The 26,890-nt window shown below is 73.8% G+C and carries 23 protein-coding genes, 2 pseudogenes and 2 riboswitches; of the genes and pseudogenes, 7 read left to right on the forward strand and 18 right to left on the reverse strand.

Going from position 1 to position 26,890, the window contains the following annotated elements; translation table 11 throughout:
- Positions 1 to 118 precede the first annotated feature (118 nt).
- The 4 genes and pseudogenes from metE to aceA form a co-directional block, all read right to left on the reverse strand.
- Positions 119 to 2,443, reverse strand: coding sequence for a 5-methyltetrahydropteroyltriglutamate--homocysteine S-methyltransferase (gene metE, locus ABZ951_RS11215; protein ID WP_344096763.1), 2,325 nt, complete (start codon positions 2,441 to 2,443; stop codon positions 119 to 121).
- Between the two features lie 160 nt (positions 2,444 to 2,603).
- A riboswitch (cobalamin riboswitch) is annotated at positions 2,604 to 2,820 on the reverse strand.
- A 138-nt stretch (positions 2,821 to 2,958) separates the two neighbouring features.
- Positions 2,959 to 3,827: pseudogene (locus ABZ951_RS11220) on the reverse strand (3-hydroxybutyryl-CoA dehydrogenase).
- Between the two features lie 95 nt (positions 3,828 to 3,922).
- A pseudogene (locus tag ABZ951_RS11225) lies at positions 3,923 to 4,078 on the reverse strand (hypothetical protein); the annotation flags it as partial.
- 375 nt (positions 4,079 to 4,453) lie between these two features.
- Positions 4,454 to 5,734, reverse strand: coding sequence for an isocitrate lyase (gene aceA / locus ABZ951_RS11230; protein WP_344097502.1), 1,281 nt, complete (start codon positions 5,732 to 5,734; stop codon positions 4,454 to 4,456).
- A gap of 450 nt (positions 5,735 to 6,184) precedes the next feature.
- A riboswitch (cobalamin riboswitch) is annotated at positions 6,185 to 6,313 on the forward strand.
- Positions 6,314 to 6,529: 216 nt separating this feature from the next.
- Between aceA and ABZ951_RS11235 the strand changes: the two genes are divergently transcribed.
- From ABZ951_RS11235 to ABZ951_RS11255, 5 genes are read left to right on the forward strand one after another with little or no spacing between them, the layout of a single operon-like run.
- Positions 6,530 to 8,029 (forward strand): CoA-acylating methylmalonate-semialdehyde dehydrogenase, encoded by a 1,500-nt coding sequence (locus ABZ951_RS11235; RefSeq protein ID WP_344097503.1) that lies wholly within the window; start codon positions 6,530 to 6,532, stop codon positions 8,027 to 8,029.
- Positions 8,030 to 8,034: 5 nt separating this feature from the next.
- Positions 8,035 to 9,180: an acyl-CoA dehydrogenase family protein gene (locus ABZ951_RS11240; RefSeq protein WP_344097505.1), complete on the forward strand. Its 1,146-nt coding sequence runs from the start codon at positions 8,035 to 8,037 to the stop codon at positions 9,178 to 9,180.
- Positions 9,177 to 10,259, forward strand: a complete 1,083-nt coding sequence (locus ABZ951_RS11245; RefSeq protein WP_344097507.1) for an enoyl-CoA hydratase/isomerase family protein — start codon at positions 9,177 to 9,179, stop codon at positions 10,257 to 10,259. Before ABZ951_RS11240 ends, ABZ951_RS11245 begins: the two co-directional genes overlap by 4 nt.
- Complete coding sequence (gene mmsB, locus ABZ951_RS11250; protein WP_344097510.1) at positions 10,256 to 11,188, forward strand: 3-hydroxyisobutyrate dehydrogenase; 933 nt, start codon at positions 10,256 to 10,258, stop codon at positions 11,186 to 11,188. Before ABZ951_RS11245 ends, mmsB begins: the two co-directional genes overlap by 4 nt.
- Positions 11,185 to 11,976 (forward strand): enoyl-CoA hydratase, encoded by a 792-nt coding sequence (locus ABZ951_RS11255; RefSeq protein ID WP_344097512.1) that lies wholly within the window; start codon positions 11,185 to 11,187, stop codon positions 11,974 to 11,976. The genes mmsB and ABZ951_RS11255 overlap by 4 nt, the downstream gene beginning before the upstream one ends.
- A gap of 50 nt (positions 11,977 to 12,026) precedes the next feature.
- Here the strand turns inward: ABZ951_RS11255 and ABZ951_RS11260 are convergent, their stop codons facing one another.
- From ABZ951_RS11260 to ligD, 10 genes are all read right to left on the reverse strand, one after another.
- Positions 12,027 to 13,334 carry a vanadium-dependent haloperoxidase gene (locus ABZ951_RS11260; protein ID WP_344097515.1) on the reverse strand — a complete coding sequence of 436 codons (1,308 nt, stop codon included), beginning with the start codon at positions 13,332 to 13,334 and terminating at the stop codon, positions 12,027 to 12,029.
- A gap of 244 nt (positions 13,335 to 13,578) precedes the next feature.
- Complete coding sequence (locus tag ABZ951_RS11265) at positions 13,579 to 14,916, reverse strand: MFS transporter (RefSeq protein WP_344097517.1); 1,338 nt, start codon at positions 14,914 to 14,916, stop codon at positions 13,579 to 13,581.
- 58 nt (positions 14,917 to 14,974) lie between these two features.
- A complete protein-coding gene (locus tag ABZ951_RS11270; protein ID WP_344097520.1) occupies positions 14,975 to 15,496 on the reverse strand; it encodes a hypothetical protein in 522 nt (173 codons plus the stop codon).
- 17 nt (positions 15,497 to 15,513) lie between these two features.
- Complete coding sequence (locus ABZ951_RS11275) at positions 15,514 to 16,752, reverse strand: hypothetical protein (RefSeq protein WP_344097523.1); 1,239 nt, start codon at positions 16,750 to 16,752, stop codon at positions 15,514 to 15,516.
- A 122-nt stretch (positions 16,753 to 16,874) separates the two neighbouring features.
- A complete protein-coding gene (locus ABZ951_RS11280; protein ID WP_344097525.1) occupies positions 16,875 to 17,030 on the reverse strand; it encodes a hypothetical protein in 156 nt (51 codons plus the stop codon).
- Positions 17,031 to 17,445: 415 nt separating this feature from the next.
- Positions 17,446 to 17,697 (reverse strand): SCO4226 family nickel-binding protein, encoded by a 252-nt coding sequence (locus ABZ951_RS11285; RefSeq protein WP_344097527.1) that lies wholly within the window; start codon positions 17,695 to 17,697, stop codon positions 17,446 to 17,448.
- A 287-nt stretch (positions 17,698 to 17,984) separates the two neighbouring features.
- Positions 17,985 to 18,803 carry a DUF1206 domain-containing protein gene (locus ABZ951_RS11290; protein ID WP_344093741.1) on the reverse strand — a complete coding sequence of 273 codons (819 nt, stop codon included), beginning with the start codon at positions 18,801 to 18,803 and terminating at the stop codon, positions 17,985 to 17,987.
- Between the two features lie 114 nt (positions 18,804 to 18,917).
- A complete protein-coding gene (locus ABZ951_RS11295; RefSeq protein WP_361279689.1) occupies positions 18,918 to 20,147 on the reverse strand; it encodes a hypothetical protein in 1,230 nt (409 codons plus the stop codon).
- Positions 20,148 to 20,473: 326 nt separating this feature from the next.
- Positions 20,474 to 20,863 (reverse strand): SH3 domain-containing protein, encoded by a 390-nt coding sequence (locus ABZ951_RS11300; RefSeq protein ID WP_344093746.1) that lies wholly within the window; start codon positions 20,861 to 20,863, stop codon positions 20,474 to 20,476.
- A 127-nt stretch (positions 20,864 to 20,990) separates the two neighbouring features.
- A complete protein-coding gene (ligD, locus tag ABZ951_RS11305) occupies positions 20,991 to 22,037 on the reverse strand; it encodes a non-homologous end-joining DNA ligase (RefSeq protein WP_344093748.1) in 1,047 nt (348 codons plus the stop codon).
- An 84-nt stretch (positions 22,038 to 22,121) separates the two neighbouring features.
- Here ligD and ABZ951_RS11310 point away from each other — a divergent pair, with 84 nt between their 5' ends.
- Positions 22,122 to 23,183 (forward strand): ATP-dependent DNA ligase, encoded by a 1,062-nt coding sequence (locus ABZ951_RS11310; protein ID WP_344093750.1) that lies wholly within the window; start codon positions 22,122 to 22,124, stop codon positions 23,181 to 23,183.
- A gap of 13 nt (positions 23,184 to 23,196) precedes the next feature.
- Here the strand turns inward: ABZ951_RS11310 and ABZ951_RS11315 are convergent, their stop codons facing one another.
- Positions 23,197 to 23,856, reverse strand: coding sequence for an NAD(P)H-dependent oxidoreductase (locus ABZ951_RS11315; protein ID WP_344093753.1), 660 nt, complete (start codon positions 23,854 to 23,856; stop codon positions 23,197 to 23,199).
- A gap of 129 nt (positions 23,857 to 23,985) precedes the next feature.
- On the reverse strand, positions 23,986 to 24,438 hold the full coding sequence (locus ABZ951_RS11320; RefSeq protein WP_344093755.1) for a carboxymuconolactone decarboxylase family protein: 453 nt from the start codon (positions 24,436 to 24,438) through the stop codon (positions 23,986 to 23,988).
- A 137-nt stretch (positions 24,439 to 24,575) separates the two neighbouring features.
- Here ABZ951_RS11320 and ABZ951_RS11325 point away from each other — a divergent pair, with 137 nt between their 5' ends.
- The gene (locus ABZ951_RS11325; protein ID WP_361279713.1) at positions 24,576 to 25,943 is read left to right on the forward strand and encodes a PLP-dependent aminotransferase family protein; all 1,368 of its coding nucleotides are present in this window, start codon (positions 24,576 to 24,578) and stop codon (positions 25,941 to 25,943) included.
- Between the two features lie 3 nt (positions 25,944 to 25,946).
- On the opposite strand, the gene ABZ951_RS11330 is transcribed toward ABZ951_RS11325, so the two are convergent.
- Positions 25,947 to 26,321, reverse strand: coding sequence for a hypothetical protein (locus ABZ951_RS11330; RefSeq protein ID WP_344093757.1), 375 nt, complete (start codon positions 26,319 to 26,321; stop codon positions 25,947 to 25,949).
- A gap of 103 nt (positions 26,322 to 26,424) precedes the next feature.
- Positions 26,425 to 26,817, reverse strand: a complete 393-nt coding sequence (locus tag ABZ951_RS11335) for a roadblock/LC7 domain-containing protein (RefSeq protein ID WP_344093759.1) — start codon at positions 26,815 to 26,817, stop codon at positions 26,425 to 26,427.
- Positions 26,818 to 26,890: the final 73 nt, after the last annotated feature.

Below are 26,890 nucleotides of genomic sequence, written 5' to 3' on the forward strand. Positions count from 1 at the left end.
CGGTGAGTTTGTGGGCTCTGCGTCGGGTGTTGTCGAGGACCATGCCGAGCTTGATTCCCAGGCTGTCAGCATCTCCAGTACCGCCGTCAACCCGCCCGGCCCGGCGCCCGGCCCGCGGTCAGGCGCCCCTGGCGGGCAGGCCGTCGCGCACCTCGCGGGCCGCGGCGACCAGGTTCTCCAGCGAGGCCCGGACCTCGGGCCAGCCGCGGGTCTTCAGGCCGCAGTCGGGGTTGACCCACAGCCGTTCGGCGGGAATGGCCTCCAGTCCCTTGCGCAGCAGGGCCGCGGCCTCCTCGGCGCCGGGGACGCGCGGCGAGTGGATGTCGTACACCCCGGGGCCCACCTCCCGGGGGTAGCCGGCGGTGGCGAGTTCCCCCGCGACCTGCATGTGCGAGCGGGCGGCCTCCAGGCTGATGACATCGGCGTCCAGGTCGTCGATGGCCTGGAGGATGTCACCGAACTCGGCGTAGCACATGTGGGTGTGGATCTGGGTGTCCGGGCGGACGCCGCCGGTGGTGAGGCGGAACGCCTCGGTCGCCCAGGCGAGGTAGCCGGCGTGGCCGGCCGCGCGCAGGGGCAGCGTCTCGCGCAGGGCGGGCTCGTCGACCTGGATCACGGAACTGCCCGCGGCCTCCAGGTCGTTCACCTCGTCGCGCAGGGCGAGGGCGACCTGACGGGCGGTCTCGCCCAGCGGCTGGTCGTCGCGGACGAAGGACCAGGCGAGCATGGTGACCGGGCCGGTCAGCATGCCCTTGACCGGGCGGTCGGTGAGGGACTGCGCGTAGGACGTCCAGCGGACCGTCATCGGCTCGGGGCGGGAGATGTCGCCGGCGAGGATCGGCGGGCGGACGTAGCGGGTGCCGTAGGACTGGACCCAGCCGTGCTGGGTGGCGAGATAGCCCGTGAGCTGTTCGGCGAAGTACTGGACCATGTCGTTGCGTTCGGGCTCGCCGTGGACCAGGACGTCGATCCCGGCCTTCTCCTGGAAGGAGAGGACCTCGCGGATCTCGGCCTCGATGCGCTCCTCGTAGGCGGCGGCGGTGACGCGGCCGGCGCGCAGGCCGGCGCGGGCGGTGCGCAGTTCGGTGGTCTGGGGGAAGGAGCCGATGGTGGTCGTCGGCAGGAGCGGCAGGCGCAGCCGGGCGCGCTGGGCGGCGGCCCGCTCGGGGTAGGGCAGGGAGCGGCGGGTGTCGGCGGCGGTGACGGCCGCGGCGCGGGCCCGTACGGCCGGGACGCGGGTGAGGGCGGAGCCTGCGCGGGAGGCGAGATCGGCGCGGTTGGCGGCGAGGTCGGCGGCGATGGTGTCGGTGCCGTGGGCCAGGCCGCGGGCCAGGGTGACGATCTCGGTGGTCTTCTGGCGGGCGAAGGCGAGCCAGCGGGCGATCTGCGGGTCGATGTCGCGTTCGGCGGTGGCGTCCAGGGGGACGTGCAGCAGGGAGCAGGAGGAGGCGACGTCGACGCGGTCGGCGAGGCCGAGGAGGGTGCCGAGGGTGGCCAGGGACTTCTCGAGGTCGTTGATCCAGACGTTGCGGCCGTTGACGACGCCCGCGACCAGGCGCTTGCCGGGCAGTCCCCCGGCGGCGGCGAGGTCGCCGAGGTTGGCGGCGGCGGGGCCGGTGAAGTCGAGGGCGAGTCCATCGACGGGCGCCTTGGCGAGGACGGGGAGGGCCTCGCCGAGCCGGTCGAAGTAGGAGGCGACGAGCAGCCGCGGGCGTGCGGTGAGGCCGCCGAGGTCGCGGTAGGCGCGGGCGGCGGCGTTCAGGTCGGCGGGGGTGCGGTCCTGGGCGAGGGCCGGTTCGTCGAGCTGGACCCAGGCGGCTCCGGCGGCGCGGAGGTCGGCGAGGACCTCGGCGTAGACGGGCAGGAGCCGGTCGAGGAGGGTGAGCGGCTCGAAGTCCGCGGGGACGCCGGGGGCAGGCTTGGCGAGCAGGAGGTAGGTGACGGGACCGACTAGGACCGGGCGGGGGTCGAGGCCGAGGGCGCGGGCTTCCTCGCATTCGGTGACCTGCTTGGCGGAGTCGGCGGTGAAGACGGTGTCGGGGCGCAGTTCGGGGACGAGGTAGTGGTAGTTGGTGTCGAACCACTTGGTCATCTCCAGCGGGGCCACGTCCTGGGTGCCGCGGGCCATGGCGAAGTAGCCGTCGAGGGGGTCGGCGGCGACGGCCGCGCGGTGCCGGGCCGGGATCGCGCCGACCATGACGCTGGTGTCGAGGACGTGATCGTAGTACGAGAAGTCGCCGGTGGGCACTTCGTGGATCCCGGCGCCGGCCAGGTCCCGCCAGTGGGTGCGGCGCAGTCCGGCGGCGGTGTCCCGGAGGGCGTCGGCGGTGACGCGGCCCTTCCAGTAGCCCTCGACGGCTTTCTTCAGTTCCCGGTTCCGGCCCTGGCGGGGGTAGCCGTGGACGGTGGCGCGTGCTGCCGCGGCTGCGGACTTGGTGGTCACGGAACTCTCCTTCGCGAGTTTTCGTCCTGTCGACCCCGGGACGGGGGAGGGCGCGAAGGGTGACGGACCGGGCGGCCCACGGCGCGAGGTCGTCGCGCGGGTGCCCGCCTGGTGCGTACGCCGACCCGCCCTCGAGGTCACCGGGATCTCCGCGGGCGAACGGTCGCCCACGGGCAGTGGCAGGTCTTCGGACTCACGGGCACGTCTGCCGGGGGCAGACACCTACTGGCCGTCGCTTCCCGGACTCCTGGGGTCCAGTGCGTATGACGGCGGTCGTTCCCGCTCACCGCTGCGGGGCAGTCCCGGATTCCCACCGGGTTCCCTCTTGCGACGCGCCTGCCTGGCGGGCAGGGCGAACCAGCTGCGTGAGCAGCCTAGGCGCTGGATCACGTCCCGGATAGGGCCGTTCACATTCCGGACGGCGGCCTGAGACGCCGGTCCGGGCGGTGGCACCGGGCGGGCGCGGAGCGGCCCCCTTCGCCGCTCCGCGCCCGTGCCCCACGGGCCGGGGCCCCTCAGCCCCGATCGTAGGAGTGGAAGCCCCGGCCCGTCTTGCGCCCGAGCAGCCCCGCCTCGACCATGCGCAGCAGCAGCGGCGGCGGGGCGTAGAGGGGCTCCTTGAACTCCTCGTAGAGGGACCGGGCGATGGCGGCCACGGTGTCCAGGCCGATCAGGTCGGCCAGTCTCAGCGGTCCCATGGGGTGGGCGCAGCCCAGCTCCATGCCGGTGTCGACGTCGTCGGCCGTCGCGTAGCCGGACTCCGCCATGCGGATCGCGGCGAGGAGGTAGGGGACGAGGAGGGCGTTGACGACGAAGCCGGCCCGGTCCCGGGAGCGGACGGTCCTCTTGCCGAGGGTGACGGTGGCGAACTCCTCGATCGTGGCGGCCGCTTCGGCGGTGGTGTGCAGCGAGGTGACGATCTCCACGAGCGGCATCACGGGCACGGGGTTGAAGAAGTGCAGGCCGAGGACGCGGTCGGCGCGGCGGGTGGCCATGCCCAGGCGCATCACGGGGAGGGAGGAGGTGTTGGTGGCCAGGATCGCCGCCGGATCTTCGACGATCTTGTCGAGGGCGGTGAAGATCGCGGTCTTGACCTCGGCGTCCTCGACGACGGCCTCGATGACGAGCTGCCGGTCGGCGAGGTCGTCGAGGTCACGGTGAAGGTGAGGCGGGTGAGCGCGTCCTCGGCGGTGGGGCGGTCGGTCTTGCCGCGCTCGACGGCGCGTTCGAGGGAGCGGGCGACGCGGTCGCGGGACCGGTGGGCGGCGGCGGTGTCGGTCTCGCAGACGAGGGTGTCGAGCCCGGCGCGGGCGCACACCTCGGTGATGCCGGCGCCCATCCGGCCGCCGCCGACGACGCCCACGCGCCGCACGGCGGGGTTCACGAGGTCACCGCCGGGCGGCGGCGGACGAGGTGGCGGGCGTGGGCGTCGGTGGTGGAGAACGCGGGCAGGTGGTCCGCGAGGGCGGTGGGTGCGAAGAGGGCCGCCTCGTTCACCCGGGCGTCGCGGCCGGGAAGGCGGGCGGCCGTGCCGCCGATGGCGTGGGCGCCGCGCCGGTGGCAGGTGCGGACCGGCAGTTCGGTGGAGGCGCGCGGGAACGGGGCGGTCGGGGTGACCTTGGCGCGGTCGGGCAGGGCGGCGTCCAGGGCGGCGGGGGTGAGGATCTCGTCGAAGCGGGCGCCCGGTGCGCCGAGCACCTGGGCGCGGCCGGTCACGGTGGTGAGGGACATGCGGTCTCCTGACGGGGGCGGTGAGGGCCGGGCGGCGCCGGGCTCCGGCCCTCACCTGAGGGCGTGCCGGCCCGGCACCCGGCCGGGCCGGCGGCGGGTGCCGGGCTCCGAGGGGCTAGGGCGTGTCTTACGGGTCAGCCCGGGGCCGCGACGCCCGGCACGGCACCTCGCCGCGTTGTCGCATCACCCGAGTACGCCCAGTACGCGGGAGATGCTCCGCCTTGCGAGGTACCGCACCGGACGCCGCGGCCTGATCCGGGCTGACCCGTAAGACACGCCCTAGTGGAACTGCTCTTCCTCGGTGGAGCCGCGCAGGGCGAGGGTCGCGGCGGCGGGGTTGACCGCCGTGCTGACGAGGTCGAAGTAGCCGGTGCCGACCTCGCGCTGGTGCTTGACGGCGGTGAACCCCTGCGCCTGGGCGGCGAACTCCCGCTCCTGGAGGTCGACATAGGCGGTCATGCCGTGCTCGGCGTAGCCGCGGGCCAGGTCGAACATGCCGTGGTTGAGGGAGTGGAAGCCCGCGAGGGTGATGAACTGGAAGCGGTAGCCCATCGCGCCGAGCTCCCGCTGGAACTTGGCGATCTGGTCGTCGTCGAGCGCGGCGCGCCAGTTGAAGGACGGCGAGCAGTTGTAGGCGAGCAGCTGGCCGGGGTACCGGGCGTGGATCGCCTCGGCGAACTCCTTGGCCTGGGCGAGGTCCGGGGTGCCGGTCTCCATCCACAACAGGTCCGCGTACGGGGCGTAGGCCAGGCCGCGGGCGATGACGGGGGCCATGCCGGGCTCGACCCGGTAGAAGCCCTCGGGGGTGCGCTCGCCGGTGCAGAACCGGGCGTCGGTCTCGTCGACGTCGCTGGTGAGCAGGTTGGCGGCGAGGGCGTCGGTGCGGGCGACGAGCACCGTGGGCACGTCGGCGATGTCCGCGGCGAGGCGGGCGGCGTTGAGGGTGCGGATGTGCTGCGAGGTGGGGACGAGGACCTTGCCGCCGAGGTGGCCGCACTTCTTCTCGGAGGCGAGCTGGTCCTCGTAGTGGATGCCGGCGGCGCCCGCGGCGATCATCGCCTTGGTGAGCTCGAAGGCGTTGAGCGGGCCGCCGAAGCCGGCTTCGGCGTCGGCGACGATCGGCGCGAGCCAGTCGGTGGTGTCCCCGGTGCCCTCGGCGGTGGCTATCTGGTCGGCGCGCAGCAGGGCGTTGTTGATGCGGCGGACCACGGTGGGCACCGAGTTGACGGGGTAGAGGCTCTGGTCGGGGTAGGTGTGCCCGGCCTGGTTGGCGTCCGCGGCGACCTGCCAGCCGGAGAGGTAGATCGCCTGGAGGCCGGCCTTGACCATCTGGACGGCCTGTCCGCCGGTGAGCGCGCCGAGGGCGTGGATGTAGTCGTTCTCCCGCAGCTGCCGCCACAGGCGTTCGGCGCCGCGCCGGGCGAGCGTGTGCTCCTCGCGCACGCTGCCCGACAGCCGGATCACGTCCTCGGCGCCGTAGGTGCGCTGTGTGCCCTGCCAGCGCGGGTCGGTCGCCCACCGCCGTGCCAGTTCGTCGGCTGTCGTCCCTGTCTGCGCCATGACCGTCTCCCGGTGTCGCGTCGAATCGGCTTTGAGCGTCTGTCAAGAGTGCGAAGGGGAAGTGGCTCCCCTGTGGTGCGTGGCCCGCCGTGCCGCTCGCCGGTGCGCGAGGGGTGGGGCGGGGTGACCGGTGGTGCGGCCGGACGGTCCGGGGCGGCGACGTCAGGGCTGAGATCGCGTCCGGTGTCCGGCCTCGGCCGACCGGGTCCGGTGGGCCGCACTACGACTGTGACAGTGGCACTGAGTGCCATCAAGCATGGATCTCTGCCAATTTCCGCTCATCCACGCGGCGCCTTTTGCCAACTTTGCCAACGGCACAAAGGCTGGTTTCCGCCATGCCCGGGGCGGGGCGGAGGGGGCTCGCCGGGGTGCCGCCGACAACCCGTGGCCGGGAGACCTGGACTTACTAGGACGTCCAACTATATGTTCGGGGGGAAGGCCCGCGGTGCGGGGAAGCCGGTGCGAATCCGGCGCGGTCCCGCCACTGTGACCGGGGAGTCCTGCCGCCGGCAGCCACCCACCGACGAGCGGCATGCCGGTGCGGCGGGCGGTGCGCGGCGCCCCGGGAGCCAGGTCACCGACCGCGGGATGGTCCGTGTTTTCCACGAGGATGGAGCAGACACGCATGGCACCGGTTCGTCACGTCCCGCCCCGCGGCCCCCGCCCCGGCGGTCCGGCCCGGCGAGCGGCACCACCCGCTCCCTGACGCCCCGTCGCCTCGCGTCCTCCCCGTTCCTGCGGCGGCCTTCGCGCGCCCCATCCCCGGGTCCCACCCTGACGAGAGCAGGCTTTCCCATGGTCCGTGAACTCACCCATTTCATCGGCGGCAAGCACACCCCGGGCACCTCGGGGGCCTACGGCGATGTGTACGACCCCAACACCGGCGCCGTGCAGGCCCGGGTCCCGCTGGCGAACCGGGCCGACACCGAGGCGGCCATCGCCGACGCGGCGGCGGCCCAGCGCGAGTGGGGCGAGTGGAACCCGCAGCGCCGGGCCCGGGTCCTGCTGCGCTTCCTGCGGCTCGTCGAGGGCGAGATGGACTCGCTGGCCCGGCTGCTGTCCGCCGAGCACGGCAAGACCGTCGCCGACGCGAAGGGCGACATCCAGCGCGGCCTGGACGTGGTGGAGTTCGCGGCGGGCATCCCCCACCTGCTCAAGGGCGAGTTCACCGACAACGCCGGCAGCGGCATCGACGTCCACTCCCTGCGCCGCCCGATCGGCGTCACCGCGGGCATCACGCCGTTCAACTTCCCGGCGATGATCCCGCTGTGGAAGGCCGCACCCGCGATAGCCTGCGGCAATTCCTTCATCCTCAAGCCGTCCGAGCGTGACCCCTCCGTGCCGCTGCGCCTGGCCGAGCTGTTCCTGGAGGCGGGTCTGCCGCCGGGCGTCCTCAACGTCGTCAACGGCGGCAAGGAGTCGGTGGACACCCTGCTGGAGGACCCGCGGGTGCAGGCCCTCGGCTTCGTCGGGTCGACCCCGATCGCCGCGCACATCTACGCCACCGCCGCCGCGCACGGCAAGCGCGCGCAGTGCTTCGGCGGGGCGAAGAACCACATGATCGTGATGCCGGACGCGGACCTCGACCTGGCCGCCGACGCGCTGATCGGCGCGGGCTACGGCTCGGCGGGCGAGCGCTGCATGGCGATCTCGGTGGCCGTGCCGGTGGGCGAGGAGACCGCCGACGCGCTGGTCGCCCGGCTCAAGGAGCGCATCGCGGCCCTGCGCATCGGCCGCTCCGACGACCCGCAGGCCGACTTCGGCCCGCTGGTCGGCCGCGACGCCGTCGACCGGGTCCGCGGCTATGTGGACCTCGGCGTCGAGGAGGGTGCCGAGCTCGTCGTGGACGGGCGCGACTTCACCCTCGCCGGGCACGAGAACGGCTTCTTCGCCGGTGCCTCGCTGTTCGACAAGGTCACCCCGGACATGCGGATCTACCAGGAGGAGATCTTCGGCCCGGTCCTGTCGGTGGTCCGCGCCGCGGACTACGAGGAGGCGCTGCGGCTGCCCTCCGAGCACCCCTTCGGCAACGGCGTGGCGATCTTCACCCGGGACGGCGACACCGCCCGTGACTTCACCCGCCGGGTGGACACCGGGATGATCGGGGTCAACGTACCGATCCCGGTGCCGGTCGCCTACCACACCTTCGGTGGCTGGAAGCGGTCCGGTTTCGGCGACCTCAACCAGCACGGCCCGGACTCGATCCGCTTCTACACCCGCACCAAGACCGTCACCTCGCGCTGGCCCTCCGGGGTCAAGGAGGGCGCGAGCTTCACCATCCCGACGATGGGCTGACGGCGATGACCACGACCCTCACCGAGGACCAGCTCGCGATCGTCGAGACGACGCTGGACTTCACCCACGAGCACCTCGCCCCGCACGCCGTCGACTGGGACCGGGACAAGCACTTCCCCGTCGACGTGCTGCGCAAGGCCGCCGGCCTCGGCCTCGGCGGCGTGTACGTGCGGGAGGAGGAGGGCGGCGCCGGCCTCACCCGGGCCGACGGCGTCCTGATCTTCGAGGCGCTGGCCACCGGCTGCCCCTCCATCGCCGGCTACCTCTCCATCCACAACATGGTCGGCTGGATGATCGACCGCTACGGCGACGCCTCCCAGCGCGCCCGCTGGCTGTCCGCCCTGTGCTCGATGGACGCCCTGGGCAGCTACTGCCTCACCGAGGCGAGCGCCGGCTCCGACGCCGCCGCCCTGCGCACCCGGGCCGAGCGCGACGGGGACTCCTACGTCCTGACGGGCGTGAAGCAGTTCATCTCCGGCGCCGGCGCCTCGCACCTGTACATCGTGATGGCCCGCACCGGCGAGGACGGCCCGGGCGGCGTCTCCGCGTTCGTCGTCGAGAAGGACGACCCCGGCCTGTCCTTCGGCGCCAACGAGAAGAAGATGGGCTGGAACGCCCAGCCCACCCGGCAGGTGATCCTCGACGGCGTCCGGGTCCCGGCGAGCCGCCGGCTCGGGGCCGAGGGCGAGGGCTTCCGCATCGCCATGAGCGGCCTCAACGGCGGCCGCCTCGGCATCGCCGCCTGCTCCCTGGGCGGCGGGCAGGACGCCCTGCGGCGCAGTCTCGCCTACCTCGCCGACCGGGAGGCCTTCGGTTCCCCGCTCCTCGACGCGCAGGCCCTGCAGTTCCGCCTCGCCGACATGGCGACCGAACTGACCGCCGCGCGCGCCCTGGTGCGGCAGGCGGCCGAGGCCCTGGACCGCGGCGACCCGCAGGCGCCCCAGCTGTGCGCCATGGCCAAGCGGTTCGCCACCGACACCGGCTACTCCGTCGCGGACCGCGCCCTGCAGCTGCACGGCGGCTACGGCTACCTGAGCGAGTACGGCATCGAGAAGATCGTCCGCGATCTTCGGGTGCACCAGATCCTGGAAGGAACCAACGAGATCATGCGACTGATCGTGGCCCGGGGACTGACCGGAGCCACCCGATGAGCCCGGCGAACCCCGGCGGGGACTCCGTCCTGGTGCGCACCGAGGGCCGTGCCGGGTACCTCACCCTCAACCGGCCCAAGGCCCTCAACGCCATCGACCACGCCATGGTGCACCGCGTCGGGGAGGCCCTCACCGCCTGGGAGCGCGACCCCGCCGTCGAGACGGTGGTGATCACCGGTGCCGGGGAGCGCGGGCTGTGCGCGGGTGGCGACATCCGCACCATCCACGAGGACGCGCGCGCGGGCGGCGGCGTGGCCTCGGCGGCGTTCTGGCGCGACGAGTACCGGATGAACGCCCGGATCGCCCGCTACCCCAAGCCGTACGTGGCCGTCATGGACGGCATCGTGATGGGCGGGGGCGTCGGGATCTCCGCCCACGGCAGCGTGCGGATCGTCACCGAGCGCTCCCGGGTCGCCATGCCCGAGACCGGCATCGGCTTCGTCCCGGACGTCGGCGGCACCTACCTGCTCTCCCGCGCGCCCGGCGAGCTGGGCACGCACCTGGCGCTCACCGGCGCGGCGGTGGGCGCCGGTGACGCCCTGCTGTGCGGGCTCGCCGACCACTTCGTCCCCGCGGAGCGGCTCCCCGCGCTCGTGGCGGACCTCGCCGGGACGGCCGTGCCCGAGGTCCTGGCGCGGCACGCCGCAAAGGCCCCGGCGGCCGGGCTCGCGGACCACCGCGAGTGGATCGACCACTGCTACGCGGCCGGCACCGTCGAGGAGATCCTGGACCGGCTGCTGGACGCGGACGCGCCGGCCGCCAAGGAGGCCGCGGCGACGATCCTCACCAAGTCGCCCACCGCGCTCAAGGTCACCCTCGCGGCGCTGCGCGGCGCCCGGGAGCTCGGCTCGCTGGAGCTCGTCCTGGAGCAGGAGTACCGCCTCTCGTGCGCGGCCCTGTCCTCCGCGGACCTGGTGGAGGGCATTCGCGCCCAGGTGATCGACAAGGACCGGAACCCGCGCTGGTCCCCCGCGACGCTCGCCGAGGTCGGCGAGGCGGACGTGGCCCGTTACTTCGCGCCGCTCGGCGACCGGGAGCTCTCCCTCGCCGCCGGCTCCCCGCAGGAGGTGCCCCGGTGAGCACGGTCATCGCGTTCATAGGCCTCGGCCACATGGGCGGCCCGATGGCCGCCAATCTCGCCGCGGCGGGACACCGGGTGCGCGGCTTCGACCTGGTGGCCGCGTCCCTGGAGGCGGCCGCGGGGTCGGGCGTCGAGCCGGCCGCGTCGGCGGTCGAGGCCGTCGACGGCGCGGACGTGGTCTTCACCATGCTGCCCGCCGGGCGGCACGTCCTCGCCCTCTACCGGGACGGGCTGCTGGCGGCGGCGAAGCCCGGCACGCTGTTCGTCGACTGCTCCACCATCGACGTGGCCGACGCCCGCGCCGCCCACGAGGCCGTCACCGCGGCCGGCCACCGTGCCCTGGACGCGCCGGTCTCCGGCGGCGTGACGGGCGCCGAGGCCGCGACCTTGACGTTCATGGCCGGGGGCGGCGAGGCGGAGTTCGCCCGGGCCGAGCCGCTGCTCGCGGTGATGGGCAAGAAGGCCGTCCACTGCGGTGGCGCGGGCGCCGGCCAGGCGGCCAAGATCTGCAACAACATGATCCTGGGCATCTCGATGATCGCCGTCAGTGAGGCGTTCGTCCTCGGCGAGAGCCTGGGCCTGTCCCACCAGGCGCTGTTCGACGTGGCCTCCACCGCGTCCGGCCAGTGCTGGGCCCTGAGCGTCAACTGCCCGGTGCCCGGGCCCGTGCCCGGCAGCCCTGCTAACCAGGACTACCGCCCGGGCTTCGCGGCCCCGCTGATGGCCAAGGACCTGGGCCTGGCCGCCAACGCGCTGCGCGCCGCCGGGGTGGACGCCGAGCTCGGCCTGCGCGCCGCCGCACTCTACGAGGACTTCGCCCGCGGCCCGGGGGCCGCCGAGGACTTCTCCGGGATCATCCGGACGATCAGGGAACGGTCCGCGCGGACCGCGGAGCAGGACACCGCACAGAACGGAACGACGACATGACCGACACCGCAGCGGCGCCGTACGAGACGATCCTCGTCGAGCGCAAGGGCCGCACCGCCCTGATCACCCTCAACCGGCCGAAGGCGCTCAACGCCCTCAACCTCCAGGTCATGAACGAGGTCGTCGAGGCCGCGACGGCACTCGACCGGGACCCGGAGGTCGGCTGCATCGTCCTGACCGGGTCGCAGAAGGCGTTCGCGGCCGGGGCCGACATCAAGGAGATGCGGCCGCAGAGTTACATGGACATGTACCTCAGTGACTGGTTCTCCGCCTGGGACCGGCTCGGTGAGCTCCGCACGCCGACGGTCGCGGCGGTCTCCGGCTACGCCCTCGGCGGCGGCTGCGAGCTCGCCATGCTCTGCGACATCCTCCTCGCCTCCGACACCGCCGTCTTCGGCCAGCCGGAGATCAAGCTCGGGGTGATCCCGGGCATCGGCGGCTCCCAGCGGCTGACGCGCGCGGTCGGCAAGGCCAAGGCGATGGAGCTGTGCCTGACCGGCCGCACCATGGACGCCGTGGAGGCCGAACGCGCCGGCCTGGTCTCGCGGATCGTCCCGGCCGACGAGCTCCTCGCCGAGGCGCTGGCCGTGGCCGAGACGGTGGCGGGCATGTCCGCGCCCGTCGCCATGATGGCGAAGGAGGCGGTGAACCGGTCCTTCGAGACGACGCTCGCGGAGGGCGTGCGCTTCGAACGGCGCGTTTTCCACGCGGTGTTCGCGGTGGCGGACCAGAAGGAAGGCATGACGGCCTTCATCGACAAGCGCCCGCCGGAGTTCACTCACCGGTAGCCGACGGCCGCTCCGCCCGGCGGGCGGGGGCGGCCGGGCCGGCGGCCGGCTCAGCGCACCGGCCGGAAGTAGTGGGCGAACCCCCACTCCGCGATCTTGGCTCCCGTGCGGTTGCCGACCACGTCGGCGGTCCTGGTGTGAACGCCTTCCCAGACGCGCGCGTCGACGACATCACGGTTGTAGTCGTCGGCGTGCGCGTAGTGACGGGTGGTGCCGGTGGCCTGCGACCGGAAGGTGAGGTCGACGCGTGGGGTGCCGAAGAGGAGGGTCAGCGACCGCGTCAGGGCGCCGCCGACGGTCGCGTGCCCGCTGAGGTAGTCCGGGTGGTTCGGGGTGGGGATGAAAGGCTCCCAGGCCGGGTCGGGCGTGGTCGCGGGGTTGCCGTCGGTGCGGGCCTGGTGGATCGCGGTGACCGGGCGCCAGGTGCCGTAGTGCAGCTTGGAGTCCCAGGCGGTGACGATCGCGTCGGCCATCGCGGAGTTCGCGACGGCCAGCAGGCGGACGGTCTCGGTGAGGTCGAGGCCGTAGCGGGCGGCGCGGTCGCGCAGGGCTTCCTGGAAGTGCAGGTTGCCGGAGAAGAACCGCGCGGTGTCGGTCTGCCGCGGGGTGCGGCGTGACCCGTGCTTGGCGCCGAGCGCCTTCAACTCAGCGAGGTCCTTGGCGTAGCGGGCCGAGGTGAGGGCGGGCGGCCGGCCCGGGCGGAGCTGGCCGGGCGACCTGAGGGTCATCGGCCGCAGCCTGCCCATCCAGGCGCTGTCGAAGCGCTCGTAGGCGGGCGGGGTGGGCCGCCAGACGCCGGGCGCCGGCTCGGCGGGGAAGCCGACGGGCGCGTACCGTCCGTCGTCCTTCCGGGATCTGACGGTGTGTGCGGCGGCACGCTCCCCGAAGGCCACGCCCTCGTCCTCCGCCCGCCCGTCCGGGACGGCCTTCAGGGAGGCGGCGTAAGCGGCGTCCAGCCGGTTCTTCGAGGCGGGGAAGTAGGTCAGCAGCACGCGGTGCGCGGCCGCCGCGGCGGCCGCGGCGGGAGAGGCGGTGCGGGGCCCGTGGCCGTCCCAGCGGTAGGGGGCGTAGCGGCCTTCGACGCCCACCACGGCGTTGTACATGGCCGTGGAGACGAACGCGTACCAGATGAAGGTCTCGGGCACGGGACGCCGGGCGTCGGTCTCGACGGTGTCGACCGCGACGGCACTCCACTCCTCGACGGCATTGCGGGCCGCGCCGGACGAGGCGGAGTTGCCCGTCGCGCCGGCCGGTGCCGCGGCGGGTGCGGCGGCGAGCGCGAGCACCACCAGCGCGGCGGCGCCGGCTCGCGCCGCGACACGGGACACGGAGAAGGGCACGGACTTCTTCTCACCCATCGGGGAACTCCCTCACGCACCGGTACGAGGGGCCGCCAATGAGGCTGGCTGCACGGGGATATGACCGGGCATCACACGCGCCGCCGCTGCGGCCCCGAAGGACGGCAGCCAGCCAAGCACGGAGCGGGGGCCGTGCCCGTGCGCACCTGCTCCGGTACGCACGAACCGGTGAAGCCGGGGGCCGCCGCGTTTATGCCTCGCTCGGTCCCGCCCCCGCCGGGGTCGCCGGCCCCTGCCGGTGGGCTCAGACGCGTTCCTTGCGGGGAGCGGCCCCGGCGGGGGCGGGGCGCGGCGGCCGGGAGGTCAGGGCGACGACGGGCACGATGGCCAGGGCGAGCACGCCTCCGGCGGCGCCCAGGAACGGGAAGCCCGCGACCGCGACCACCATGCCCGAGGCCAGGCCCCCGGTCGCGCCGGAGACCGAGATGCCGACGTCGACGAGGCCCTGCGTCGCGGCCCGGGTGGCGAGCGGCACCGCGTCGGTGACGAGGGCGGTGCCGCTGAGGAGCCCGAAGTTCCAGCCGAGGCCGAGCAGGACGAGCGCCACGGTGAGCGCGGGCACGGAGTCCGACGGCGCGACGGCCGCGAGGAGGCCGGCGGCGAGGAGGACGAGGCCGGAGGCGGCCGCGACCCGCGGCGGGCCGAGCCGGTCGACGAGCATGCCGGTGAGCGGTGAGGGCAGGAACATCGCCGCCACGTGGAGGGCGATGACGAATCCGGCCGCCTGGGTGTCGTGGCCGTGGGCCCGCATGTGGACGGGCGTCATCGTCATGATCGCGATCATCACGAGCTGGGTGACGATCATGACGGTGGTGCCGGTGACGAGCCGCCGGGTGTCGGTCCGCGCGGCCGCGCCCTCCTCGGGCCCGCCGGGGTCCTCCGCCGCCGTGTCCGCCGCGGCCCGCGCGCGGGCGAGCAGCAGGGGGTCGGGGCGCAGCAGGAGGCCCAGGGCGAGCGCGGCGGCCGCGAAGGCGACCGCGGCGAGCAGGAAGGGCCCGGCGAGCCGGGGGATGTCCCAGGCGTGGGCCAGGTCGCCGGTGACGCCGACCATGTTGGGGCCGATGACGGCGCCCAGCGTCATGGCGAGGATCACGGTGCTCACGGCGCGGCCGCGGCGCGCGGGCGAGGCCAGGTCCGCGCCGGCGTAGCGGGCCATGAGGTTGGTCGCGGTCCCGGCGCCGTAGACGACGAGGGAGAGGAACAGCAGCGGCACGCTGCCGAACGCGGCCGCCGCGACGACGCCGATGCTGCCGAGCGAGCCGGCCGCGTACCCCAGGGCCAGGCCCGGCCGGCGGCCCCAGCGCTGGCAGACGCGCCCGATGCCCACGGCGCCGAGCGCGGAGCCGCCGGTGAACAGCGCGCTGGGCACGCCCGCGAAGTTGGTCGAGCCGAGCATCTCCTCGGCGAGTAGGGCTCCCACGGTGATCCCGGCGGCGAGACCGGCGCCGCTGAGGGTCTGGGAAAGGACCAGGACGGCCAGGATCCGCTTTTGCTCGGGGGCCTCGGGGGCCCCGGGTATCGCAGGTGTCGCGGGGGGCTCGGGGGTGCTCTGGGGGGACGGTTCGCCGGACCGAGTACTCATGCTCTCTCTTCCCTGTGTTCCCGGGTGGTGTGCGTCCCCCGACGTGCGCCGCCCGCGACTACGGGGCCGCGGGTGTCTCCAGCGGCTCCAGCGCCGAGATGTCCTCCAGCGACATGTTCATCTGCTCGTGGAGGAAGCGGACGATCGTCCAGTGTGGCAGGACGCCCTCGTCGAAGGGGCCGAACTCCCGGCAGTACAGGGGGATCCAGCGCAGCGCCTCCTCGATGGCCTGTTCCCGGCCGGGCTCCTGCTGGTAGTCCTCGTACGCGATGCTGCGGTGGTGGATGAAGAACTTCCCCGGCAGCCGCTCCTCGCACAGCGCGCGGTACTCGCGGGTCTGCAGGATGAGGTAGTGCCAGATCTCGTCGATGGCCTGCTCGACGGGCAGGAAGAGCCCGCTGAGCTGCTCGCGGTAGCGGGAGACGAGGTAGAGGTAGCGCAGGCATTCGGTGACCTGCCGCTCCACGAAGTCCGGTGCCGCGCCGGTCGTGGCGGTGAAGTACCGCGTCACTTCGGTGTGGAGGGACTCCCCGAGCAGAGCCTTGAGGTCGTCGGCGGTCATGGGTGACTGGGTGGTCATGGTGCTCCCGTCCGGGGTCAGTGGTCCTTCGCGAGCCAGGCGTATTTCCCGGACTTGCCGATGGGGATGTGCGAGCGGTGCTCCAGGCGGCAGGGCAGGCCGGTCAGGTCCTGGATTCCGGCTTCCAGGGCGGCGGTCTCCCGCGCGTCGGCGGGGCGGCCGTCGAAGGTCGTGTAGCGCAGCTCGGCCTCGGTGCCGCCCGTGACCCGCAGTTGGTGGAGGAAGATCTGCGGGGTGGTCCCGCTGATGCGGTCGTCCAGGTCGCCCTGGGCGACGGGGCCCTGGGGCGCGGTGAGCAGTTCCTTCTCGCGGCCGCAGAACCGGGAGATCTTCGCCGGGTCCGGTGTGCCGTCCAGGGTGCGGGCGCAGTCCCCCGACCGGTAGCGGATCAGCGGCATGTAGGGGTTCCGCACACTGGTGACGATGAGGCTGTAGATCCGGCTGCCGGGGGCGACCGGGATCAGTTCGACGCTCATCTTGTCCAGGTGGGGCCGGTACCGGCCCTGGCGGTCGCTGTAGTAGAGGTAGCCGAGCTCCGTGCTGCCGAACAGGTCGATGATCGGGCAGGTGAAGTGCTGCTCCAGGAAACGCCGTACGTTCAGCGGGGTGTACTCGTAGGCGTGGATGATGCTGGCGGGCTGGGGGAAGCGGTCCCACAGGCCCCACTCCTGGACCTTCCGCACGAGGTGGGCCAGGTGGTAGCTGGAGCAGTCGAGGTGGTACCACCCTTGCGGGTGGGCCTGCCGGGCCGTCCCGATCTCGTCGAGCATGCGCTCGACCTCCTCCCGCTCCCAGAGGGCGGGGTCCAGCCGGAGGTTGAGGTAGAGCGTGCGGGCGTCGAGCCGCCGCTCGTCGAGGGACGGCACCGGGTCCGGGTCCGCGCCGCGCTTCTTGGCGTTGACGCGGGCGACGTGCTCGGTCGCCAGTACCGTGGTGAGGGAGACCCGCAGGGCGCCCTGCTCCCAGGTGGCGGCGATGTCGGGGTGCTCGCTCCACAGCCGGTAGTAGGAGTTGAGCAGGAAGTACGGGGGGCGGATGATCTGCATGCGGGCGTGGTTGGTGCCCGTGGAGAGCACGTACTCCGCCTCGCCGGCCTCGAGTGCCGCGGCGAGCCGGGGCGTCATCCAGTTGTCGGGGAATCCGCGGGCTATCTCGGGCTTCTCCAGTATGGGGAAGTAGCCCTTTTCGACCGACTCGCGGTAAAGCGGAATGTCCCTGATCTCGTCGACGACGTCGGAGGTCGGCTGACCGTCCAATTGCCACCCCTGGTGTACTCGAAGAACGGGAGCCCCGCGGAAGACCTGTGGGGCGGGCCGGGAAGTGGGCCGCGGAACGCACAGCGCGCCGCGGCCCACTCGGGTGAATCAGTCGGTGACTGTTAGGAAATACAGCCCGACTTCGGCGCGGCGCTGATGCAACCGGACTTGGGAGCGGCGCTGATGCAGCCGTCCTTCGCCGCGGTCTGCGCCGAATTGGCACCGACCCAGTTCTGCCAGACGCTGTCCTGGGCCATCTTCTTGATCAGCTTTTCCATTTCGACCTCCGAATGGTGGTGGATACGGCGTTGATCATGCAGGTGTTACGCGGTCAGACAGTAAAGCCATGATCAAGCGCATGTCAACGATGAGCAATGTCACTCTTGGCCAAAAGAGGGCCGTACAGGGTGGGTTCGGAAGGCTCACCCCTTCGGCGCGCACAACACGCGGGCCGGTCCCGCAGATGCGCCGACTCCCGCGCCGAGGCCCCGAGTTGACGTGCTCACCGGCGGCGGCCCGGGCCGGGCGGCGCGGCGGGGACAGGAGTCGTTCCCGGGCCGCACGCGTTCCGGACGACTGCCGGACACCGGCAGTTGGCCGGCCCGGCATCTTTCGCGGGAGCAGCGCGGGCAGGGCCCTGCCGCCGGGGTGGTTGTGCCCCGGCGGCCGGGCCCTGCTCCGCCCTGCGGCCGGTCAGGAGATGGCCAGCGGCACCGGGTGCACTTCGGTGACCGGGTGACCGGCCCGCGCGTGGATGCGCTTGACCGCGTCCGCCGACGGCGCCTCCGACAGGCAGTAGACGGTTCCCGACTCGGGGTCCGCCCACGCCTGCTGGAAATGCACGCCTTCCTCGCGCTCGATCGCCAGATCCGCCTTGTGGGCCGCCGACAACTGCTCGGCGGTGATGCCCTTCATGCCGTGGTGGACGTCCATGAACGTGGCCATGGTCCGGCACCTCCGGTCCTTCCTCGACTCCGGAACCCTGCTCCCGCGAAGGCCCCCTTGTACACCCATCGTGCGCTTCCCGCCGCCCCGCTGCACTCCCTGGGCGGCGGGCGTCCGCCGCGCTCACGGAAGGGTTCCGGGTGCTCGCCCGCCGTGACCGGCGCCGCCCCGGCGGGGCCGGCCGCGCGGGGCCGGGCCCGGCGGCCGCGCCCCAGGTTGGCCGGATCCGCCACCGCCCCGCACGCCGCCCGCGTCGGGCGGTGCGCGGGGCGGGCGCCTGCCGCCGGTCAGACCCGGCGCCACCAGGCCATCGTGAAGGAGAACAGGCCGAACAGCACCAGCCCCACCGCCACCGCGCCCAGCAGCCAGGGCCCGACCGGTGTGCTGGTGAACGAGCGCAGCGTGTCGTCCAGCCCCTTGGCCTGTTCCGGGTCGTACGCGACGGCCGCGCGGACGGCGAACCCTCCGGCGGCGGCGAAGAGCAGTCCCCGGCTCACCCCGCCCCCGACGCCCAGCACGTCGACGGTCCGCCGGGCGGCCGGCGGCACCCGCTTGGCGGGGTCCAGGTTCTTGCGGTACTTGCGCCGGACGGCCTGTACCGCGATCCAGACGCCGGCGATGCCCACGCCCACCCCCGCCGCGGCCACCAGCCACTGTCCGGCGGGCCAGTCCAGCACCCGGGCGGTGACGTCCCGCGACTGCTCGTCGGTGGACCCGGAGCCGCTGCTCCGCTCACCGGCCGCGAAGGCGATCACGGAGGCCGCGACGGCCGAGTAGAACACGAAGCGCCCGGCGGACAGCAGCCGCTTGCCCGGTTCCCGGCCCTTCGGTCCGGCGGCGCCGAACACCACCTCGGACAGCCGCCACAGGGCCATGCCGACCAGGCCGATGCCCAGCGCCCAGACCAGTGCCTGGCCGAACGGTCTCTGCGCCAGCTCCTGCACTGCGCCGCCCCGGTCGGCCTGCTCGCCGCCGTCCCCGAGGGCGATCCGCAGGGCCAGTGCCCCGACGAGGATGTAGATCACGCCGCGTGCCACGAGCCCCGCCCGTGCCGCCGCGGCCACCCCCGCGCCCACCGCCTCGGTGTCGTTCCCCGCTGTCACCATCTGCCGCCTCCTGCCGGTGCGCACCCCTGCGGTGTCGCCTGGGCCGCGTATACCCCGGTCTCGCCCCGGCAGGGCCGGGCACCGCCCCGGCGGCGCGGGCCGGTGCGGGCCGCGCTACCGGGTGGCGGCGGGCGGGGCGTCCTGACAGGAGTTCAGGCGGGCGCGGATGTGGTCGGCGGCGCCCGCTCCGCCGGGGACCTGCTCCCAGAGGTCCAGCAGGGCGGGTGCCAGGCGCGGTGCCTGGTCCTGGCTGTGCTGCCAGCAGTAGTGGGCCCGCTTCACCGCGGCGAGGGTCTCCTCGTCCGCCGGCCCGCTGCGCGCGAGGCGCGCGTGCGCGGCGGTCATCCACAGCTCCGCCGCCCGGGCGTGGTCGCCGGCCAGCCGGGCGAGGTCGGCCCGGACCTCGGTCCACAGGCCCGCCTCGGGGCTGGCGGGGCCGTGCCGGCGCAGCGCCTGCTGTTCCCAGGCGGCGGCCATCGCCGCCGCTTCGTTGTGCCGGCCGGCGCGGGCGGCGGCCAGGACGTCCTCCAGGACGTCGCCCTGGGAGGGCACGACGGGCGCGGCGGGCGCGGGCGCCGTGGCGGTGGCCGGGGCGGGCACGGTGGTGGGGGCGGTGGCGCGCGGCGGGGCGGGCGCTGTGACGGGCACTGTGGGGACGGTGACGGGCAGGGGTGCGGCGGCGACCGGGACGGGCCCGGTCGTCACCACGAGGGCGGGCCGGGTGTGCCGGGCCTGGTTGGCCAGCACCGGCCCGGGCGCGCCGTGGCACACAGCGATGACGTCGCCGCCCAGGCCCGCCTGCGCGAGGGCCCGTTCGTGCATCAGGGTGGCGTCGACGGCGGGGCCGGCGCCGGGCTCACCGGCCCGCAGGGCGGCGAGGAACGCGCTGGTGTAGCCGCCGGCTTCGGTCTGCGGTGCGGTGGCGGCGGGGGCGATCACGCCGTGGACGGGCACTCCGCCGTCGAAGTGGCCGGCGCGGACCGCGGCCGTCACGTGGGGCCAGGCGGCGGCGTCGGCCTCGGTGTCGGTCAGGAGCAGGGTGGGGCCGGTGCGGCCGCGCAGGGTGCGGGTGAGCCAGGACCAGGGCAGCCCGGTGTAGCGGACGGTGCCGGGGGTGCTCTCCCGCAGGGCCAGGTGCGGTTCGCCGCCGCGGCGGGCGGGGACCATCAGCCGGCCGGTGACCCACACCAGGAGCGGCCCCGGGGCGGCGGCGGCGTGCTGCACGTAGGCCAGCACGCTCTGCGGGCTGGCCACCGAGGGCAGTTGGACGACGTCGACGGAGTCCGCGGCGAGGAATCGGCACGGGTCCGCTCCCGCCAGGGCGTGCACCGTCAGACTCGGCACCGCTCCCCGGCACCGGTCGGGCGTTCCGTCCAGTAACAGCACGCGCCCCCGGACAGCACCACTCACAGCGTCCGCCCTCCCGGCCGGTTCGACAACCCGCGCCCCAGACAACAACCGCAACCCCTCACAACCCGGACCAGCGACCGCGACCCTGTCACCGACAGCGGCGCGAGAAGACAATCACAACTCTAGGGTCCACGGCGGTGTCACGGGGCTCGGATACCTCCCGGGAAGCCCCCCGCCACCGGACCGCCGTCCCGCACGGACGGCCGCGCGGGACTGTAGTGACGGGCCGTCAGCACGGCGGGGCGTGACGGATGGGCAGGTCAGCCCATGGCCGCCCGGGCAAGGGGGCCGTCGTCCAGCACGCTGCGGTGGAGGTCCTTGCAGAGCGGGACCTGTCCGCTGTTGGTGATGTACTGCGAGCTCACCCAGGTGCCGCGGCTGCGCATGAGGTACCACACGCTGGACTTGCCGATGGTCTGGGCGTGGACCTTGCAGCGCAGCCCGACCTTGGTACCGCGGGCGAGCGTGCCGCGCACCGAGGAGTCCGTGCTGGGGTACGCGCGCTCGTTGACGCCCGAGGGGCTGAGGACCGTCCCGAACGGCTGGACCGGCGGCGGAGGAGCCGCCTGGGCGGGTCCGGCCGCCAGGATGCCCCCGGTCAGGAGGGCGATCGAGACGGCCGCGCTGCGAGCTGCGAATGACTGGGCCATAACGGCTCCCTGCTGTGCGAAGTGAAGGACGCACTGCCCACGTTCCACCCCGAAAAACGGGATAAACTAGGACAAGAACAACGCACTCGGATAGCCGTACGACCTCCCGTGGCGCGCCGCCCGGGGGTCACTCCGGGGACGGGGACGGGGGCGGCGACGAGGGCGGGGTCTCCTTGCGGGCGCGGCTGGGCTGGACCCGCTTGGGCTCGCCCTTCATCTTCGGGTGTTCCGGGGGGTAGGGCAGGTCGCCCAGGCCGTGCTCGCGTTCGTCGCGGTCGGCCAGCTCCAGGGCCGCCTCCAGGCCGCCGGGGGCGTCCTCCATGCCCGCGTGCACGTCCCCGACCTCCGCGTAACGGGCGGGCATGCTGCCCAGGTCGAAGTCCTCCGGCTCCGCGCCCGGCACCTCCTCCCACCGCAGGGGTGCCGACACCGGGGCGTGCGGGCGGGGGCGCACGGAGTAGGCGCTGGCGATGGTGCGGTCGCGGGCGGTCTGGTTGTAGTCGACGAACACCTTCGTGCCCCGCTCCTCCTTCCACCACGCCGTCGTCACCTCCCGCGGCATGCGCCGCTCCAGCTCCCGGGCCACGGCGATCGCCGAGCGCCGCACCTGGGTGAACGTCCACCGGGGGGCGATCGGCACGAACACGTGCAGGCCGCGGCCGCCGGAGGTCTTCGGCCAGCCCGTGAGCCCGAGCTCCTCCAGCACGCCCCGCAGCTCCAGCGCGGCCCGCACCGCGTCCGCGTAGCCCGTGCCGGGCTGCGGGTCGAGGTCGATCCGCAGCTCGTCGGGGTGGTCGGTGTCGTCGCGGCGCACCGGCCAGGGGTGGAACGTCAGGCAGCCGAGGTTGGCCGCCCACACCACCGCCGCGACCTCCCGGGGGCAGATCTCGTCCGCGTACCGGCCGCTGGGAAAGGAGATGCGGCCGGTCGGAATCCAGTCGGGGAGGTTCTTGGGGGCCCGTTTCTGGAAGAACGACTCCCCGCCGACGCCGTCCGGAAAGCGCTGCAGCATCGTGGGCCGGTCCCTCAGGGCGCGGACGATGCCGTCACCGACGCTCAGGTAGTAACGGGCCACGTCGTACTTGGTGAAACCGCGCTCCGGGAAATACACCTTCTCCGGGTGGGACAGCCGCACCACCCGCTCGCCGACCGAAAGTTCCACCGCGTCGCCCATGCACCCACGCTAAGGGCGGCCCTCGTGCCCCACAACACGCGCACCGGTGGGCGCGGCGGCCCGGCAAGCCGCACAATCGCGGTCATGGACCTACCGGTGATGCCCCCGCTCACACCGATGCTGGCGAAATCGGCGTCCGCCATTCCGCCGGGGATGCAGTACGAGGCGAAGTGGGACGGATTCCGGTCCGTCGTCTTCCGCGACGGCGACAGCATCGAACTGGGCAGCCGTTCCACCAAACCGCTGACCCGCTACTTCCCCGAGCTCGCCGAGGCGCTGCTGCGGCAGCTGCCGGAGCGCTGCGTGGTGGACGGTGAGATCGTCGTCATCCGGGAGGGGCGGCTGGACTTCGACGCGCTGCTGGAACGCATCCACCCCGCCGCCTCCCGGGTCGCGCTGCTGGCCGGGACCACCCCGGCGAGCTTCATCGCCTTCGACCTCCTCGCACTGGGCGAGGAATCCCTGCTGGACACCCCCCAGCACGCCCGCCGCGGGGCCCTGACGGCCGCGCTGCGCGGGGTGAGCGCGCCCCTCCACCTCGCTCCGGTCACCGACGACCCGGCGCTCGCGCAGACCTGGTTCGAGCAGTTCGAGGGCGCCGGCCTGGACGGTGTCGTCGCCAAACCGCTGAACCTCCCCTACCGGCCCGGCGAGCGCGCCATGGTCAAGGTCAAGCACGAGCGGACCGCCGACTGCGTGCTCGCGGGCCTGCGCCTGCACAAGAGCGGCCCCGTCGTCGGCTCCCTGCTCCTGGGCCTGTACGACGCGTCCGGGCGGTTGCAGCACGTCGGGGTCTGCGCGTCCTTTCCCATGCGGCGCCGCAAGGAGCTCATGAGCGAGCTGGAGCCGCTGCGCATGACCGACGCGCAGGGCCACCCCTGGGAGCAGTGGGCCGACCCGCAGGCCCAGGCCGCCGGCCGGCTGCCCGGCGGGCCCAGCCGCTGGACGGGCACCAAGGACCTGTCCTGGATCCCGCTGCGCCCCGAGCGGGTGTGCGAGGTGGCCTACGACCATCTCCAGGGCGACCGCTTCCGCCACACCACCCGGTTCCGCCGCTGGCGTCCCGACCGGGAGCCCGCCCAGTGCACCTACGCGCAGCTGGAGGAGACCGCTCACTACGACCTCGCGGACATCCTCGGCAGCTGAGCGGCCGGCGCCGTCAGTCCTGGGCGCGCTGGGTGACCGGCGCGTCCGTGCGGTCGCCGAGGAACTCGTACCAACGGTGCTGGAGGCATGCGTACCGGGTGTCCGCCTCGACCAGGCGGAGAAAGGACTCCACCGTCTCCGTCAGCCGTTGCCCGAGCCCGCTGTCGGCCAGGTCGCCGCTGTCGGTGAAGCCCTCGTGGGCCTGGGCGAGGCTGAACATGTCCGGATAGACGCGGGTACCGAGGTGTTCGAGCGGGATGCGCAGGGCCCACAGCCCGCGGTTGCCGCCGACCAGGGAGGGGGAGGCGGAGACCAGCAGCGCCTGCTTGTCCTTGAACGGCTGCGGCCGCACCCGCGACACCCAGTCGATGGCGTTCTTCAGCCCGCCGGGCACGGAGGCGTTGTACTCGGGTGAGGAGATCACGAGCGCGTCGCACGCGGCGAGCCGGTCGCGCAGCGCGAGGGCCCCTCGCGGCAGCCCTTCCGACTCCTCGGTGTCGGCGTCGTAGACCGGCATCGCGAACTCCCCCATCCGGGCGAGGTCGACGGTGGCGCCCGTCCGCTCGATCAGACGGGCCACCAGCGACGCCAGGCGGCCGTTGAGGGAGTCGCCGCGCAGCGAGGCGCCGAAGACCAGGACGCGCGTCGGTGGGGGCGGGGTGTCAGCGGCCATGGTGGGGCCCTCCTCGGCTCGGCGCCCGCGCCGCGCGGGCCGTCGGTGATGCCACGGCTCCGGCCGCGCCCGCCCCTCCCGGCCCATGATGGCGTGCAGGCCGGGAGCGGGCGAGCCGGCGCGCTGCCGCTACGCGGTGCCGGGGGTCTTGCGGGTGGTGACGTTCATCCGGTTCCAGGCGTTGACGGTGAAGATCAGCGCGATGAGATGGGCCAGTTCCTCCTCGCCGAAGTGCCGGGCGGCCTCGTCGTAGACCGCGTCCGGGACGCCGTCGGGCAGCCGGGTGACGGCCTCGGTCAGGGCGAGGGCGGCCCGCTCCCGCTCGGTGTAGACACCGGCGTCCTCCCAGGCGCTGAGCTGATAGATCCGCTCCTCGCTCTCGCCCGCCTTCCGGGCGTCACCGGTGTGGTAGTCGATGCAGTAGGCGCACCGGTTGATCTGGGAGGCGCGGATCTGCACCAGTTCGAGGAGGACGGGGTCCAGTCCCTCGCGGGCGGCGGCGTCGAGGGCCAGGACGGCCTTGAAGACCTTGGGGGCGACGGTGGCGAGGTTCATGCGCTGCGGTACCTGAAAAGTTGTCATGTCAGGAACCCTAGGTCTCCCATAGACCTGCGTTAGGGTGCATTCCCGTGTCGGATCGAGGGGTCAATTCAGCAGATCGTCCGGGCGGGCCGGCACCGGAGCCGCCGCCGGACACCGGGGCGGGGGCGGACCTCCACCTGGAGCTCTCCGGCGCGGGCACCCGGCGGGAACAGGTGATGGACGCCCTGCGGGAGGCCATCGGCTCGGGCAGGCTGGTGCCGGGCACCCGGCTGCCGCCGTACCGGACGCTCGCGACCGACCTGGGCGTCGCCCGCAACGCCGTGGGCGACGCCTACGCCGAGCTGGCCGCCGAAGGCTGGCTGACGGCCCGTCAAGGCTCGGGTACCCGGGTCGCCCCGCGCTCGGCCCCCCTCGCGGCCGCCCCCCGGCCGCGCCGCTCCCCGCCGGCCCCGCGCCGCCCGGCCCACGACCTGATGCCCAGCTCCCCGGACGCCTCCGCGTTCCCCCGGGCCGCCTGGCTGGCCTCCTCCCGCCGGGCACTGGCCGCCGCGCCCCACGAGGTCTTCGGCGTGGGCGACCCACGGGGGCGCCCCGAACTGCGCACCGCCCTGGCCGCGTACCTCGCGCGGGCCCGGGGGGTGCGGACCGCGCCGCACCGGATCGTGATCTGCGCCGGCTTCGCCCACGCGCTGCGGTTGCTGGCCGAGGTGCTGGGCGCGGGCAGCACGGTCGCGGTCGAGTCCTACGGCCTGGACTTCCACCGCTCGGTCCTGGCCGGGGCCGGGCTGGGCACCGTGCCCCTGTGGGTGGACGGGGACGGGGCGCGCGTCGAGGAGTTGCCCGGCAGCGGTGCCGGGGCCGTGCTGCTGACCCCGGCCCACCAGTTCCCCACCGGCGGGCCGCTGCACCCCGCCCGCCGGGCGGCGGTCGTCGACTGGGCGCGCGCCGCGGGCACCTTGGTGCTGGAGGACGACTACGACGGGGAGTTCCGCTACGACCGGCAGCCGGTCGGCGCGCTCCAGGGCCTGGACCCCGACCGGGTGGTGTACCTCGGGTCGGTCAGCAAGAGCCTCTCCCCCGCCCTGCGGCTGGGCTGGATGGTCCTGCCGGACCGGCTCGTCGAAGAGGTCCTCGCGGTGAAGGGGCCGCGCGAGCTGTGGTCGGGGGCCCTGGACCAGCTGACGCTCGCGGACTTCCTCACCTGCGGCGCCTACGACCGCCACCTGCGCCGGATGCGGCAGAGCTACCGGCGGCGCCGGGACCGCCTGGTGGCCGCCCTCGCCGAGCAGGCCCCGCACATCGAGGCCGGCGGCATCGCCGCCGGCCTGCACGCCGTCCTGCGGCTGCCCCCGGGCACGGAGGAGCGGACGCTGCGCGCGGCCGGGCGGCAGTGCCTGGCCCTCGACGGGCTCGGCCCCTACCGCCACCCGGACAGCGCGATGCCGGCCCGCGACGGGCTGGTCATCGGGTACGGCACGCCGCCCGACCACGCGTTCGCCCCGGCGCTGCGCGCGCTGTGCCTCGCGCTGCCGGAGGCGCCGTGAACGTCAGACCTCCAGCTCCGCCTCGATGCGCTTGAGCTGGTGGCGGGCCATCGCCAGGTTGGCGCGCTTGGAGTCGAGGACCAGGTAGAGGAAGAGGCCGCTGCCGCCGCGGCCGGTGAGGAGCCTGATCAGGTGGTACTGGCCGCCCAGGGTGATGAGGATGTCCTCGATGCTGTCCTGGATGTTGAGCATCTCCATCGTGCGCAGCTTGGCCCGCACGACGTCGGTGTTGCCCGCGGCGGCGACGTTGAGGTCCAGCGACTGGGAACCGCCCAGGGTGCCCAGGGCCATGCCGCTGCCGTAGTCGACGAGCGCCACGCCGATGGCCCCCTCGATCGAGCCCATCGCGTCCTTCAGGGCCATTTCGGTGTTCGCCACAGTGTCTTCGCTTTCCTTGTCGGGGACGTGCTTCTTGCCGGAGTCGTGCGGGACGTGAGGGCAACGGGCCTACGGGGATGCGTGGGCGCGCGGTGCCGCCGGGTCATTCCTGTCGCTGGCGCTCCAGGGCGCCGTCGACCAGCGCGGCGATGCGCGGTCCGGCGCGGCGGGCCTCCAGGTTCAGCCGGCCGACGTTGGCGTCGGCGGCGGCCAGGAGGGTCAGCACGCTCGACGTGCCGGCCGCGTAGGTCGCCACGTAGCCGCCCTCGCCGGTGACGAGCAGCTCGCGGAACCCGCCCTGGCCGGCGGCCGTCGTCAGGCGCGAGCCCACGCCCAGCGCGGCGGCGGTCAGGGCGGCCAGCCCGTCGGGTTCCGTGTCGGTGACGAGGTGGGCGATCACCAGCCCGTCCGTGCTCGCCACCATCGCACCCGTCAGGTGCGGTACGCGGACCCGTAGTCCCTGGAGCTCGGCGAGCACCTCGGGTGCGGCGGTCATCGACTGCCTCCTTCCGGCGAACTGCCTCAGAGCGCGCCTCATCATGGGATCGGTCGGGCCCGGCTCGTGCGGT

The organism is Streptomyces sp. NPDC046215 (assembly GCF_040646215.1).
Taxonomy (GTDB): Bacteria; Actinomycetota; Actinomycetes; order Streptomycetales; family Streptomycetaceae; genus Streptomyces; species Streptomyces stramineus.